At 68.0% G+C, this 13,378-nt stretch carries 14 protein-coding genes; 4 read left to right on the forward strand and 10 right to left on the reverse strand.

Features of this window, described 5'->3' with window-relative positions; genetic code table 11:
• Positions 1–55 precede the first annotated feature (55 nt).
• Positions 56–325 (forward strand): hypothetical protein, encoded by a 270-nt coding sequence (locus tag CRT60_RS36575; protein WP_098740620.1) that lies wholly within the window; start codon positions 56–58, stop codon positions 323–325.
• Between the two features lie 20 nt (positions 326–345).
• On the opposite strand, the gene CRT60_RS33190 is transcribed toward CRT60_RS36575, so the two are convergent.
• The 6 genes from CRT60_RS33190 to groES all read right to left on the reverse strand — a co-directional run bounded on the left by CRT60_RS33190 (position 346) and on the right by groES (position 6,354).
• Positions 346–1,512 carry a hypothetical protein gene (locus CRT60_RS33190; RefSeq protein ID WP_098740621.1) on the reverse strand — a complete coding sequence of 389 codons (1,167 nt, stop codon included), beginning with the start codon at positions 1,510–1,512 and terminating at the stop codon, positions 346–348.
• A 174-nt stretch (positions 1,513–1,686) separates the two neighbouring features.
• A complete protein-coding gene (locus CRT60_RS33195) occupies positions 1,687–2,394 on the reverse strand; it encodes a response regulator transcription factor (protein WP_098740622.1) in 708 nt (235 codons plus the stop codon).
• 422 nt (positions 2,395–2,816) lie between these two features.
• Entirely contained in the window at positions 2,817–3,734 is a 918-nt protein-coding gene (locus CRT60_RS33200) for a DMT family transporter (RefSeq protein ID WP_098740623.1), read from the reverse strand.
• Between the two features lie 17 nt (positions 3,735–3,751).
• Entirely contained in the window at positions 3,752–4,114 is a 363-nt protein-coding gene (locus CRT60_RS33205) for a hypothetical protein (protein WP_098740624.1), read from the reverse strand.
• Between the two features lie 256 nt (positions 4,115–4,370).
• Positions 4,371–6,014: a chaperonin GroEL gene (gene groL, locus CRT60_RS33210; RefSeq protein ID WP_098740625.1), complete on the reverse strand. Its 1,644-nt coding sequence runs from the start codon at positions 6,012–6,014 to the stop codon at positions 4,371–4,373.
• Positions 6,015–6,063: 49 nt separating this feature from the next.
• Positions 6,064–6,354, reverse strand: coding sequence for a co-chaperone GroES (groES, locus tag CRT60_RS33215; protein WP_042702035.1), 291 nt, complete (start codon positions 6,352–6,354; stop codon positions 6,064–6,066).
• A 448-nt stretch (positions 6,355–6,802) separates the two neighbouring features.
• Here groES and CRT60_RS33220 point away from each other — a divergent pair, with 448 nt between their 5' ends.
• The 3 genes from CRT60_RS33220 (at position 6,803) to CRT60_RS33230 (ending at position 8,952) form a co-directional block, all read left to right on the forward strand.
• Positions 6,803–7,039 (forward strand): hypothetical protein, encoded by a 237-nt coding sequence (locus CRT60_RS33220; RefSeq protein ID WP_098740626.1) that lies wholly within the window; start codon positions 6,803–6,805, stop codon positions 7,037–7,039.
• Positions 7,040–7,256: 217 nt separating this feature from the next.
• The gene (locus CRT60_RS33225) at positions 7,257–7,751 is read left to right on the forward strand and encodes a lysozyme (protein WP_098740627.1); all 495 of its coding nucleotides are present in this window, start codon (positions 7,257–7,259) and stop codon (positions 7,749–7,751) included.
• 127 nt (positions 7,752–7,878) lie between these two features.
• The gene (locus CRT60_RS33230; protein ID WP_098740628.1) at positions 7,879–8,952 is read left to right on the forward strand and encodes a COX15/CtaA family protein; all 1,074 of its coding nucleotides are present in this window, start codon (positions 7,879–7,881) and stop codon (positions 8,950–8,952) included.
• Between the two features lie 229 nt (positions 8,953–9,181).
• Here the strand turns inward: CRT60_RS33230 and CRT60_RS33235 are convergent, their stop codons facing one another.
• The 4 genes from CRT60_RS33235 to CRT60_RS33250 all read right to left on the reverse strand — a co-directional run bounded on the left by CRT60_RS33235 (position 9,182) and on the right by CRT60_RS33250 (position 13,265).
• Complete coding sequence (locus CRT60_RS33235; RefSeq protein WP_244592885.1) at positions 9,182–9,844, reverse strand: Crp/Fnr family transcriptional regulator; 663 nt, start codon at positions 9,842–9,844, stop codon at positions 9,182–9,184.
• 182 nt (positions 9,845–10,026) lie between these two features.
• Positions 10,027–10,230, reverse strand: coding sequence for a cbb3-type cytochrome oxidase assembly protein CcoS (gene ccoS / locus CRT60_RS33240; protein ID WP_098740630.1), 204 nt, complete (start codon positions 10,228–10,230; stop codon positions 10,027–10,029).
• Entirely contained in the window at positions 10,136–12,685 is a 2,550-nt protein-coding gene (locus CRT60_RS33245) for a heavy metal translocating P-type ATPase (protein ID WP_098740631.1), read from the reverse strand. The genes ccoS and CRT60_RS33245 overlap by 95 nt, the downstream gene beginning before the upstream one ends.
• Before the next feature lie 49 nt (positions 12,686–12,734).
• Complete coding sequence (locus CRT60_RS33250) at positions 12,735–13,265, reverse strand: FixH family protein (protein WP_098740632.1); 531 nt, start codon at positions 13,263–13,265, stop codon at positions 12,735–12,737.
• Between the last annotated feature and the right edge of the window lie 113 nt (positions 13,266–13,378).

Genomic DNA, 13,378 nt, shown 5'->3' on the forward strand with positions numbered 1-13,378 from the left:
CAGATGATCGGCCTCACCGTCGAAGCCGGTCCGTCGTCAGACAGGAAGCACGGCCATGCCAACCAATCGTCTCCGGATCCTGACCGCCCTGCTCCTGGCTGCGGGGGGTGCCGCCCTGACCGGCTGCGTCGCCTACGATCCCTATTATCCCGCCTACCGCGAGCCAGTGGTGGTCCCGCCGCCGACCGTCTATGCCGTGCCGCCGCCGGTGGTGGTCGGGCCGGGCTATTACCGCCGCCCCTGGAACGACCACTGGCACGGCGACCGCGGCTGGGGCCCGGGACGCGGCTGGGGCCCCGGCAGGGGACCGCGCGGCTGGCGCTGATCGGGGGAAGCCGACGGACCTCAGACGGCTTTGGCCGGCACACCGTCGCTGCAGTTGCGCAGCACCAGCACGGTGTGGTCGTCGTCGCTCACCGCACCGTCGCGCAGCAGAACCAGCGCCGCCAGCGCCGGCTCGACCCCGTGCAGGTCGCGGTGGATGAACAGGGCGGGCAGCCGGGCGCACCCGCCGGTGTAGAGCACGACATGCTCCCCCGGTGCCCAGCGCAGATGGACCGAGGCGGGGGCCAGCGGGTTGAAACCGATCATCGCCCAGCGGGCGCCGAGCGCCGTGATCTCCTGCCGGCGCACCACCGCCCCGGCCAGGGTGCCGAGCGCCGTATAATCCACCGCACCGGCATCGAAGCGCAGGACCGCGACGGCCGACCGCCCGATCCGCGTCAGGGTCCGGTCGTGGGACAGCCCCAGTTCGGGCCGCCCCTTCAGGTCGCGCCGGATGGCGTTGACCACGACGGGAGCCGGCAGCCCCGGCACCGTGGCGGCGACCACCGCCTCCATCTGCCGCACCACGGCGGGCGTCATCATTGTGGGGGGTTGCGCGCCGAGAATTTGCGGGGCGCCGCTTTGACCCTTGCCGTCCTCCGCAGCGGAAGCGGCGGCCGTATCGCCGTCGACCATCAAGGCGAGGCCGCAGGGGCCGTCCCCGCCACGGGCGGGGGCACAACTGACGAACCAATGGTCGATGAAGGGACCGCCGCGCGCGACTTCGCCGCCGCTCCGCTCGACCGTCACCGCCCCGGCCTGGGCCAGGGCGCCGGCCGGCGGCGCATCGTCCGCGCCCGGCCGCAAAACACGGGCCAGCAGCGCGAGCCCGATGCCCGGCGTGGCATGAAGATGGAACCGGTCGGCCTCGCCGCGAACGGAGTCCAGCACCGCGTCGAGCGCGGGGAGAACACCATCCGGCAGTGACGGCTTCAGCGCGACGGTGGCGGGATCGCGGTCATAGGCCAGGCATTCGACGCCGGCCCCGCTGCGCATCCGCGCAATCAGAATGGTCCCGTCCGGCCGGCCAAGAGCATAGTCGGCCACCATGGCCACCAGCCGGTCCAGCCGGGCCGCCTCGTCCACCGGCAGCACCCCGTCGGCCCGTTCCGCCGCGATCCGACGCGCCGTGGCGATGTCGTCGGGCGACGCCACGGCAATGCGACGGTGACCATGATCGGGGAACATAGAACCGCTCCTGTCAGCGCTCTGGTTGCTCTTCCCCGGAACTTTACAATCCTCTTCCGGTCAAGCCCACGGAAAGCACTCGCCGGCCTGCAATTTTCGACCGGCCGTGTCCGACGGAGCCGCAATCCGGCAAGGACGGCGGCCCGCAAAAGACGGCCCCCGGGGATGGCGGCATCAGGATGCCGCCACCTCCATCAATGCGACCGGCTGGCGGATGGACATGGGATGCGGCAGGTCGCGGGCGCGCAGCAGCTCCGCCGACTCCCAGAGGCGGCCCAGGCCGACGATGGAGCGGCAGGCGGTCTTTTCCATGATGCGGGCGCGGTGGACCTCCACCGTCTTGATGCTGATGCCCAGTTCCCAGGCAATGGTCTTGCTCTGCTTGCCCTCGACGATCAATTCCAGAACCTCCGACTCGCGGCGGCTCAGCAGGGCGAGCCGGCGGACGGCGTCGCGGCTGCGGTCGCGCTGCTGGGCATGCGGGCTGCCGGACGCCAGGCAGGCGCGCAGCCGCTCCAGGAAGGCCGGGATGGCGAAGGGGCGGGCGATGCAGTCGACCGCGCCGGCCTTCATCGCGGCGACGGCGGCGTCGACATCGCCCTGTTCGGTCATCACCAGGACCGGCAGGTCGTGGCCATGCAGCGAGGCCTCGGCCATGAACTCCATGGCGGTCATGTCCGGCAGATCGCTGCGCAGGACGATGCAGGAGGACCCGGTGCCCAGCACGGCCAGCGCATCGGCGGCGGTGCTGTGGACACGGCAGGCGATGCCGACCGCGCCCAGCGCCCGCGAAAGCGTGCTGCGCGACATCAGGTCGCCGTCGACGATATGAACGAGGCAAGTGGTTTGCGAATAAACGGGCGCGGAAATTTGCAGGGGCATCTTGGGACCTCCACCACATCGGGCCGGCGAACAGCGCCGGCTCTCCAGACGGGCGCTCCGTTTCCGAACCGCCGCCATGACCGACATTTTAGCGGTCATCCCTTATTGACCGCTGCAATCGCGAGGGATAGCGGACATGTCTAAAAGGATACCAGGGATACTACACCGGCGAAAACCCCAACAAGAACGCCGATCAATGCGCTATCCCACGGGACACCCCGAAACCAAACGGCGAAGACCGCAAGTATTTTCGCCAACTCTGCACCCAGACAACCTATCCGCCGACAGGTGGCGCTGGCCAAACTTTATCACAAGACAAGCAAAGCCATCCCGTTCGTTTGTTATGATCGCCGGGTTCAAAAATTATCTTCGCAGGGGTTTAACGTTCCGCGCAGCCTTCCCGGCTGCAACCCTGTTGCCACTCAGGCGCGGCGGCGGGTCGCCAGGAGGATGCCGGCGGCGATCAGGGCAATGCCGATCCCATGGTAGAGGTGCGGCTGCTCGCCCAGGAACAGGATGGCCAGCAGGCTGCCGAAGACCGGCACCAGATGGATGGCGAGGCCGGCGGTGTTGGGACCGAGAAGCTCCACCGCCCGGTTGAAGCAGAGATAGGCGGCGATGGACGGGAACAGCACGGTGTAGCCGACCGCCAGCAGCGTGATGCCGCTGGCCTGGACCGGATGGCCGCCCAGGCTCTCCCAGACATAGAAAGGCAGCAGCTCCACCGCGCCGATGGCGAAGGTGACGACGACGAAGCTCAGCCCGTGGATCGCCGGCCGGCGGCGCAGCAGCGTGGTGTAGGCGGCATAGATCACCACCGCCGCCAGCATCCAGACGTCGCCGGCATTCAGCTCCAGCCCCAGCAGGGTTCCCGGATCGCCGTGCGAGATCAGGGTCATCGCGCCGACCAGCGAGACGGCGATCCCCACCCCCTGCATCGCCCCGATCCGGTCGCGGAACAGGACAAGGCTCATCAGCACGATCATCACCGGCATCGACGACTGCAGCATCACGCAGTTCAGCGCGGTCGTCGTGTTGAGCGCGATGTATTGGAGAGTGTTGTAGATGCCGATGCCGAGCGTGCCCAGCAGCAGCACGCTCTTCCACCGCGCCAGGATCGGCGTGATGTCGTGGCGCAGATGCGGCCAGGCGAAGGGCAGCACCACCAGCATGCCCAGGAACCAGCGCCAGAAGGCCAGCCCGATGGGCGGCACCGACCCGGCGACCGCACGCCCCAGGACCGCGTTGCCCGCCCAGAACAGGGGCGGCAGCATCATCAGCAGCCAGGCCTGATCGGCGAGACGGGATCCCTTGACGGAGGCGGTGCGGTCGGCGGGCATGGCGCTGTCCCGTGCGTTCAGCTGCGGCGGCGGGGCGAGGCGAAGACGCTCGCCGCGGTCACGGCGGCGCTGCGGTCGTTGCTGTCCTCGGCGCGGAAGACGCTTGCGCGGGCTTCGCGGCGGGGATGGCGCGGCGCGTCCTCGCGGCCTTCACCCCGGCCTTCGCGGCCTTCGCGGCCCTCGCGGGCAGGCTTGACGGGCTGGCGCAGCTCGGCGTCGAGTTCGGCGATGCGCTTGACCAACGCTTCACGGATGGCGGGGGCCGCGTGGGCTTTCAGCGTCGCCACCTGCTCCTTGAGCTGAACCAGCTGGCGCTGCTTCTGCTCGCGGGTGCGCTTGATGGCGACGTTGTCGGAATGCTGGCCCTCGAAGGAGCGCATGGAACAGGCCCTCGTTTAAAAATACGGAAGTCAGGAGGCCGGCGCCCCACGCTGGGGTGCCCGGCAAGAGAGGGGCGGATTATTGGGAGGCGACCGCGGCAAAGCAAGGCGGACTTGGCCTTGACTTTTCAGGGTTGGGGCGTTTCGGGAACAAGGTGGCACTCCGCCTCCCTCCCCGCCATCCGGGCAAAGGAAAAGGGCGCCCCCTTGCGGAGGCGCCCCTTTCCGAACCGAAGGACGGTCGGACGTCAGGCTATCAGAAGCCCATGTCGTCCATGCCGCCCATGCCGCCCGGCATGCCGCCCGGAGCAGCCTTCTTCTCCGGCTTCTCGGCGATCATCGCCTCGGTGGTGATCAGCAGGCCGGCGATCGAGGCCGCATCCTGCAGGGCGGTGCGAACCACCTTCACCGGGTCGATGATGCCGGCGGCGACCAGATCGGTGAACTCACCCTTCTGGGCGTCGTAGCCGAAGTTGGCGTCGGACTGGTCGAGCAGCTTGCCGACCACGATCGAACCGTCGGTGCCGGCGTTGTAGGCGATCTGACGGACCGGGGCCTGCAGGGCGCGACGGATGATGTCGATGCCGACGCGCTGCTCGTCGTTGATCGGGGTCAGGGCGTCCAGGGCCTTGGTGGCGTACAGCAGGGCGGTGCCGCCGCCGGCGACCACACCCTCTTCCACCGCGGCGCGGGTGGCGTGCATCGCGTCGTCAACGCGATCCTTGCGCTCCTTCACCTCGACCTCGGTCGCACCGCCGACGCGGATGACGGCGACGCCACCGGCCAGCTTGGCCAGACGCTCCTGCAGCTTCTCGCGGTCGTAGTCCGAGGTGGTCTCCTCGGCCTGGGCGCGGATCTGGCCGCAACGGGCTTCGATGTCGGCCTTCTCGCCGGCGCCGTCGACGATGGTGGTGGTCTCCTTGGAGATCACGACCTTCTTGGCGGTGCCCAGCATGTCGAGCGTGACGTTCTCAAGCTTGATGCCGAGGTCTTCGGAGATGACCTGGCCGCCGGTCAGGATGGCCATGTCCTCCAGCATCGCCTTGCGGCGGTCGCCGAAGCCCGGAGCCTTGACGGCGGCGATCTTCAGGCCGCCGCGCAGCTTGTTCACGACGAGCGTGGCCAGCGCCTCGCCCTCGATGTCCTCGGCGATGATCAGCAGCGGACGCGAGGACTGGACGACGGCTTCCAGAACCGGCAGCAGCGGCTGCAGGCCCGACAGCTTCTTCTCGTGCAGCAGGATGAAGGGGTTTTCGAGGTCCGCGACCATCTTGTCGGCGTTGGTCACGAAGTACGGCGACAGGTAGCCGCGGTCGAACTGCATGCCCTCGACGACGTCCAGCTCGGTGTCCAGGCTCTTGGCCTCTTCAACCGTGATGACGCCTTCGTTGCCGACGCGCTCCATCGCCTGGGCGATCATCTTGCCGATCTCGGCTTCGCCGTTGGCGGAGATGGTGCCGACCTGGGCGATCTCGTCGTTGGTCGTGACCTTCTTGGCGCGGCCCTGGATGTCGGCGACGACGGCGGCGACGGCGATGTCGATGCCGCGCTTCAGGTCCATCGGGTTCAGGCCGGCGGCGACCTTGGTCACGCCTTCGCGGACGATGGCCTGGGCCAGGACGGTGGCGGTGGTGGTGCCGTCACCGGCCAGATCGTTGGTCTTCGAGGCGACCTCGCGGACCATCTGGGCGCCCATGTTCTCGAACTTGTCGGCCAGCTCGATTTCCTTGGCGACCGACACGCCGTCCTTGGTGATGCGCGGAGCGCCGAAGGACTTCTCGATCACGACGTTGCGGCCCTTCGGGCCCAGCGTGACCTTCACGGCGTCGGCGAGGATGTCAACGCCACGCAGCAGCTTTTCGCGCGCGGAGGGGCCGAACTTGACGTCTTTGGCAGCCATGTCTCGATTCCTTGTAACGTGTAAATTTCGAAGGGTACGGGCGGAGGACTTAGGCCTCGATGACGCCCATGATGTCGGATTCCTTCATGATCAGGTAATCGACGCCTTCGATCTTCACTTCGGTGCCCGACCACTTGCCGAACAGGATGCGGTCGCCGGCCTTGACGTCCAGCGCCACGACCTTGCCCGACTCGTCACGGGCGCCCGGGCCGACGGCGATGATCTCGCCTTCCTGCGGCTTTTCCTTGGCCGTGTCGGGGATGATGATCCCACCCTTGGTCTTGGTGTCGGACTCCAGACGCTTGACGACGACGCGGTCGTGCAGCGGGCGGAACTTCATGGAATGCCTCCTTGGATCAAGGCTTGTTTCTGACTGACGGGAATTGGCGCGGGCGGCGGCTGTTAGCACTCCAGCCCGGCGAGTGCCAGACAGCTAATCGAAGCGGATTGTGGATTCAAGAGGCTCGTTTCGGAATTTGCCGCAAATGCCTGCAACCCGCATTCGTGGATGGCAATATCTCATTGATTCCAAATCATATTTCCTCATTGCGCCACACAGCCGGCGCGGGCAAATTTCTTCGAACGGTCACAGAAGAAGCCGACCCTTCCGACAGCGGACGCATCGCCCGGACAGCGAAAGGACGGAACCGACCACCGGCAGCCCCACCCGCTCCTCCCAACCGCCCCCTCGCCTTCCGCACGTCACGCCTGTGATTGCCGTCACAGCGCCATCCGCCGGAATTTCCTAAAATTTTAGAGAAATCGGCACTGGAGCGGTGGAGGGCGCGATGATGGCGAAGCGGCAGGCGGACGGCTGGACCGGGACTCATGCGGCCGACCGCCTCCAATACAAGCGGCCGGCCCGAATCGCCTCCGCTCCGGGATCGGGCAAGCGGGCACGGTGGCGGGATCACGAGAGCCGCCTTGTGGAGGTTCTGCTGGAGTTCACCACCATCGCCGGCCTGTTCGCCCTGCTGTTCGCCCTGTTCGTGCTGTTCGGCGCCGCCCAGACCCTGTCGCCCTGAGTCTTTCATACTCAGTCTTTCATACTCAGTCTTTCACCCTCAGTCTTTCGCCCCGACCTCGCGCTCGTTTCTCCTGCTGCGGAGTTCCCGCGGCCATGTTTCTACAATTCGCGACAAATTGAAATCCACACTCCCGCCTTGCGCGAATTCCGCATAGGATCGCCGCCGATACGGGCGGCACCATCCTGCCCGGCGCGCCAAACGGGAGTTTTCATCCATGACCACCCAGCCGGTCTGCCAAGCCGCGGTCGATCTTGTGAAGCATTTCGAAGGCCTCTACCTCAACGCCTATCTGTGCCCGGCCGGCGTTCCCACCATCGGTTACGGCCATACCGCCGGCGTGACGATGGGGCAGACCATCACGGTGGAGCAGGCCGACGCCTTCCTCGCCTCCGACCTGGCGCAGGCGGCCGGCCATGTCGACGCCCTGGTGAAGGTGCCGTTGAACGAGGACCAGCGCGGCGCGCTGGCGTCCTTCGTCTTCAATCTCGGCGCCGGCAGCCTGCAAAGCTCGACCCTGCTGAAGCTGCTGAACGAGGGCGATTATGCCGGCGCCGCCGGCCAGTTCGGCCGCTGGGTCTATGCCACGGTGAACGGCACGCCGACCAAGCTGCCGGGCCTCGTCGCCCGCCGCGCGGCGGAGGAGGCGCTGTTCCAGAGCCAGACCGCCCAGCCGAAGGACGGCGTGACCACCGCGGACGGCACCCCCTGATCCAGAGGCGATCCGGGCCTCATCCGGCAGACCCGATCCGGCAGGCGCCGGGCACGAGCCGTTTGACGGGACGGGATGTTCGCCCCACATTTGCGGACATCCCACCGCCGTGCTCCGGAATGCCGCCTTGACCGCCTTTGCCTCCGACAGCCTCGCCGCCGCCACCCGCCCCAACCCGAACCGGCCCATCGCCGTCTGGCTGCTGGTCTGCGCCGCCATGGTGCTGGCCATGGCCGTGATCGGCGCCATCACCCGGCTGACGGAATCCGGCCTGTCGATGGTGGAATGGAAGCCGCTGATCGGCATCCTGCCGCCGCTGTCCTCGGCGGAATGGAACCGGGTCTTCGACCTGTACAAGGCGACGCCGGAATTCCGCATCTACAACAGCCACATGGATCTGGCCGGCTTCCAGTCGATCTTCTGGTGGGAGTGGTTCCACCGGCTGTGGGGCCAGTTGATCGGCTTCGTTTTCCTGATCCCCTTCCTGCGTTTCTGGATGCAGGGCCGCATCTCGTCGGAGCTGTGGCCGAAGCTGGCCGGGCTGTTCCTGCTGGGCGGGCTCCAGGGCGGCATCGGCTGGTTCATGGTGAAGAGCGGGCTGGTCGATTCGCCGAACGTCAGCCATTACCGGCTGGCCCTGCATCTCAGCACCGCCATCCTGATCTACGCCCTGCTTCTGCGCACGGCGCTGGGCCTGCTCGATCCGCTGCCGATGGCGGGCTGGCGGCCGGAATCGGCGTCCTTGCGCCGTCACACCCGCTGGGCGCTGGGGCTGGTCGCCGCCACCATCGTCTGGGGCGCCTTCGTCGCCGGGTCGGATGCCGGCTTCGCCTACAACAGCTTCCCGCTGATGAACGGCCACTGGATCCCGCCGGAGGTCGACACGCTGACCCCCTGGTGGCTCAACCCGGTCGAGAACACCGCGGCGATCCAGCTGATCCACCGCTCGCTGGCGATCCTGACCGGCGTGGTCGTCCTGGTGCTGGCCGCCCGGGTCCTGAACGCCCGCCTGCCGGGGCGCGCCGGCCGCGCGGCGCTGGCGTCGGGCGCCATGGTCCTGCTGCAGATCGCGATGGGCGTCGCCACACTGCTGACCGTGGTGTGGACGCCCATCGCCGCCGCCCATCAGGCCGGCGCCATTCTGGTGGTGTCGATGCTGGTCTGGCTGCTGTTCGAACTGCGGCCGGTGGGGCGCGGATGATGCGCGCCTGATCCTTGCCGGTGTGCGGGCACGGCCGGCAAGATCTACACGGATTGCACGGATTTAAGCACGGATTACACGGATTTTTCGATGACTTGCCAAAGCGGATGCTTCTCCGGCAGGCATAAGCCTTGCGGAGAAACATCCGTGAAATCCGTGTCTTAATCCGTGAAATCCGTGGAAAATTCCTCAAACACCCCCGCACCCTGCAAAAGCGCGAGCGCCCGCGTCACGCCCCTTCGGCCAGATCGTACATCGCGTCGATGTCGGCGATCAGAACCTTGTTGCCTTCCTGGAGCGAGATCACGCCGGCGGTCTTCAGCTGGGTGAAGGTGCGGCTGACGGTTTCCGTGGTCAGGCCCAGATAGTCGGCGATGTCGGCCCGGCTCATCGGCACGAAGACCGGGTTTTCCTTGTGGCCGCGGCGGGCGGCGCGCTGCGACAGCATCAGCAGGAAGGAGCAGATCTTCTCCTTCGCCGTCTTGCGGCCGAGCAGGAGCATCTGGTCCTGCGCGGCGGCCAGCTCGTTCGACGCCATCGAGAACAGGCGCCGCTGCATCTTGGGGAATTCCTCCAGCAGCGCATCGATCTTCTTGCGCGGGAAGCGGCAGAGCGAGGCGCTGGTCACCGATTCGGCGGTGTAGGCATAGCTGTCGTTGACCGCCAGCCCAAGGAAATCGCCGGTCACCAGGAATCCGGTGATCTGGCGGCGCCCGTCCGGCAGCAGCTTGTACAGCTTCACCGTCCCGGAGGTGACGTTGTAGAGCGCATCGGATGCGTCGCCCTCGGCGAACAGGGTGTGGCCGGCATCGATGCGCACATTCTGCAGAATGTCGGCAAGACGGCGCAATTCCTCGGGTTCCAGCGCGGCGCACACCGTCAGGCTGCGCACGGGACAGGCCCCGCAGGGATTCATTTCCGTCGCAGCGCTCTTTTCCCGAGCGCGAACCGTATCAAAAGGTGGCATGGAGGAACCCAGCCTTTCATTCCGCATGGGCCCATATTGGTGGCAATCGCTCAGAATCGCAACCTTGCACGCATACAACCTTTTCTATGCCCATACGGGATTTGGCACTATTGCCCGCGGACGGCCTCCGCCGGCTTGGCCGGCTCGCCGCCCGCACGGGGTGCCGCCGGCAGATCGTCGTCGAACAGGACGCGGTGGGCCGCCCCGTCCAGATCGTCAAACTGGCCGGACTTCAGCGCCCACAGAAAGGCCGCCAGCCCCAGCCCGCCCAGGCTCAGCGCGATCGCGATCAGATAGAGAAGCTCGTCCATCACCCGAATCCTTACCCGGCAGTTCCCGAACGGCGATGTCCCGCACGGGAAGATCCTTGACGACGGCGCCGCGGGCCAGCCGCAGCGCGTTCAGAATGACGATCAGCGACGACGACGACATCGCCAGCGCCGCCAGCAGCGGCGTCAGCATGCCGCCCATCGCCAGCGGAACGGCGCACAGGTTATACACCAGGGCGATCCCGAAATTCTGCCTGACCAGACGGCCGGACCGGCGGGAAACCTCCACCGTCTCGACGATCGGGCGCAGCAGCCGGCCCTGGAACACCACGTCGGCCGCGGTCTGGCTGACATCCACCGCGGTGGACGGCGACATCGACACCGCGGCGGCGGCCAGCGCCGGGGCGTCGTTCAGCCCGTCGCCGACCATCAGCACGGTGCGGCCCTGCCCGGCCAGTTCGGCCAGCGCCGCGGTCTTGTCGGCCGGCGTCTGTTCGGCCCGCCAGTCGGCGATGCCGAGCCGCTCCGCCACGGCCGCCACCGCACCGCGGCGGTCGCCCGACAGCAGCTTCACCTCCAGCCCGCGCGCCTTCAGCGCCGCCACCACTGCGGCGGCGTCGGGGCGCGGGGCGTCGAGGAAGACGATCCGCCGCGGCTCCTCGCCCGGACGGGCCAGCCACAGCTCCGGGCCGGCGGCGTCCTCCGCCTCCAGCGGCGCGCCGGTGAAGCGGCGGCTGCCCAGCCGCACCTCGCCGTCCGCCGTCTGCAGGGACAGGCCGGCACCGGCGATCTCGCGCACGCCTGCGGCCACCGGCACCTCGGGGGCTGCGGCGGCCAGCGCGCGGGCCAGCGGGTGGCGGCTGGCCGCGGCGAGCGAGGCCGCCAGCGCCAGATCCTCCACCGACAGCCCCTCCGCCGATAGCCCGTCGAGCTGCGGCACCGGGCGCCCTTCGGTCAGGGTGCCGGTCTTGTCGAACACCACCGTGTCGATGGCGGCGAGCCGCTCCAGCGCGGTCGGGCTCTTCAGCAGCGTGCCCTGGCGCATCAGCCGGCCGCTGGCGATCACCTGCACCACCGGCACCGCCAGCGCCAGCGCGCAGGGGCAGGTGATGATCAGCACGGCGATGGCGTTCATCAGCGCGTCCTGCCACACCACCCCGCCCAGCAGCATCCAGCCGGCGAAGGTGGTCAGCGCGGTCAGATGGACGACTGGGGCATAGAGGCGGGACACCCGGTCGGCGATGGCGACATATTTGGCGCGGCCCTGTTCCGCCACTTCCATCAGCCGGACGATCTCGGCCAGCAGCGTGCCCTCGCCCACCGCGGTGACGGTCAGGCGCAGGGGTGCGGTCAGGTTGAGGGTGCCGGCGAAGACCTGATCGCCCGGCCGCGCGGTGCCCGGCACCGTCTCGCCGGTGATCAGGCCGGTGTCGAGGTCGGACACGCCGTCGGACACCCGGCCGTCGACGGGGATGCGCTCGCCGGCCGCGACCAGGATGACGGTGCCGGGGACGACCTGCTCCGGCGCCACCACGGCGCTGGTACCGTCGGCGTTCAGGATGGTGACGGCGTTGGCGCGCAGGCCCAGCAGCTGTTCGGCCGCCGACCGCGCCCGGCCGCGCGCCCGCTGGTCGAGATAGCGGCCGACCAGCAGGAAGAACAGCAGCATGACGCCGCCGTCGAAATAGGCATGCTCGCCGCTGTGGATGGTCTCGAACAGGCTCATGCCGGTGGCGAGCAGCACGCCGATGGTGATCGGCACATCCATGTTGGTGCGGCCATGACGCAGGGCCGACAGCGCCGAGCGCGCGAAGGGACGCAGCGCATAGGCGATGGCCGGCATGCAGATCAGCGCCGAAATCCAGTGCATCAGGTCGCGGGTGGCGGTGCCCATGCCCTGGCTGTGGCCGGCCCAGACCGACACCGACAGCAGCATGACGTTGCCCATGGCGAAGCCCGCCACCGCCATGGCGCGCAGCAGCTCCTTCTCGCTCTTCGCCTGGGCGCCGCCCAGCCGGTCGGGGTCGAAGGGAACGGCGCGGTATCCCAGCTGGGCCACGGTGCCGACCACCGCGTTGGCGTCGGTCGCCTCCGGCGTCCAGCGCACGGTCAGCCGGCGCGTGGTCATGTTCATGCGGGCCTGGGCGACGCCCGGCTGGCGGTTGAGCGCCGATTCGATCAGCCAGACGCAGGCCGCGCACTGCATGCCGTCGACCATCAGGTGCAGGCTGCGGCTGCCGTCCTGCTCGTCGCGGGCATGCGGCTCGTAATCGACCGCCGGGGCATCGTCGGGACGCAAGGGGCGGGCGGTGGGATCGACGCTGCGGCGCTCATAGTAGCGCTCCAGCCCCAGCCCGCGGACAAGGTCGTAGGCGGCGGCGCAGCCGGTGCAGCAGAACGGCCCGGCGCCATCGCCGGCAGTGAGGCCGCCAATTGCCGCGTTACCGGCCTGCGCGCCCTCGCCCAGCTCTTGTCCGCAATGGAGGCAGACGGTCATCTCGACATCACCCTGACTGTCCCGGTCGCGGCGCCTTCGTTCGCCGCCCTCACTGCACCCAGACGCGCTTCCGGTCCTGATAGTCGCCGGTGGCGTGGGTGATGACGAATCGCATGTCCCACTGGCCTTCCAGATCCAGCTCCACCGGGGCGCCATAGCGGCCCTCGCCCAGATAGGGCAGCGACAGGGTCTTGTCATGACCCTCGGAGATCGGACGGATCATCGTCACGGTGACGGCGGCGTCCTTCAGGATCTGGCCCTGCTTGTCGCGGACGGTGATGGCGATCACGCCCTTGCGCGGTTCGGTGCTGGTGAAGTCCGGCTGGACCTGCCAGCCGCGTTCCGCCTGGGCGCGGGCTCCGGCCAGATCGTTGTTGTAGCCGAGCCCTTTGATGAAGTGGTTCTCGGTCTCGATCCCGGTCCAGCTCGACACCGCGAAATGGACCATCACCCCGTTCACCGCCAGGACGACCATGAAGACGCCGACGAAGATCCAGGGGATGTACCATCCCGGCTGGCGCGGCGCCTTCAGGCGTTTCGGCGGGAGGGGGCGGTTTCCGGTGGTGGTGCTGATGCTCATGTCGCTGGCTGCCCTTCGACTGGTCGGCGGCGTTTGATAAGCGGTGTCTGGTCGCGGGAACTATGGCGACCGATTGCCGCAGCTACATTGCGATGGATCAAATGACAGGAAGT

This window comes from Azospirillum palustre, assembly GCF_002573965.1.
In the GTDB taxonomy this organism is placed as follows: domain Bacteria; phylum Pseudomonadota; class Alphaproteobacteria; order Azospirillales; family Azospirillaceae; genus Azospirillum; species Azospirillum palustre.

What these genes read in the sequence shown, in the direction of transcription:
- CRT60_RS33205 (WP_098740624.1), bottom strand. Translation starts at nt 4,114, where the DNA reads ATGCGCTCCTTCGAGGGCCAGCATTCCGACAACGTCGCCATCAAGCGC.
- groES (WP_042702035.1), bottom strand. Translation starts at nt 6,354, where the DNA reads ATGAAGTTCCGCCCGCTGCACGACCGCGTCGTCGTCAAGCGTCTGGAG.
- CRT60_RS33245 (WP_098740631.1), bottom strand. Translation starts at nt 12,685, where the DNA reads ATGACCGTCTGCCTCCATTGCGGACAAGAGCTGGGCGAGGGCGCGCAG.
- CRT60_RS33220 (WP_098740626.1), top strand. Translation starts at nt 6,803, where the DNA reads ATGATGGCGAAGCGGCAGGCGGACGGCTGGACCGGGACTCATGCGGCC.
- CRT60_RS33190 (WP_098740621.1), bottom strand. Translation starts at nt 1,512, where the DNA reads ATGTTCCCCGATCATGGTCACCGTCGCATTGCCGTGGCGTCGCCCGAC.
- ccoS (WP_098740630.1), bottom strand. Translation starts at nt 10,230, where the DNA reads ATGGACGAGCTTCTCTATCTGATCGCGATCGCGCTGAGCCTGGGCGGG.
- CRT60_RS33195 (WP_098740622.1), bottom strand. Translation starts at nt 2,394, where the DNA reads ATGCCCCTGCAAATTTCCGCGCCCGTTTATTCGCAAACCACTTGCCTC.
- CRT60_RS33200 (WP_098740623.1), bottom strand. Translation starts at nt 3,734, where the DNA reads ATGCCCGCCGACCGCACCGCCTCCGTCAAGGGATCCCGTCTCGCCGAT.
- CRT60_RS33250 (WP_098740632.1), bottom strand. Translation starts at nt 13,265, where the DNA reads ATGAGCATCAGCACCACCACCGGAAACCGCCCCCTCCCGCCGAAACGC.
- CRT60_RS33225 (WP_098740627.1), top strand. Translation starts at nt 7,257, where the DNA reads ATGACCACCCAGCCGGTCTGCCAAGCCGCGGTCGATCTTGTGAAGCAT.
- groL (WP_098740625.1), bottom strand. Translation starts at nt 6,014, where the DNA reads ATGGCTGCCAAAGACGTCAAGTTCGGCCCCTCCGCGCGCGAAAAGCTG.
- CRT60_RS36575 (WP_098740620.1), top strand. Translation starts at nt 56, where the DNA reads ATGCCAACCAATCGTCTCCGGATCCTGACCGCCCTGCTCCTGGCTGCG.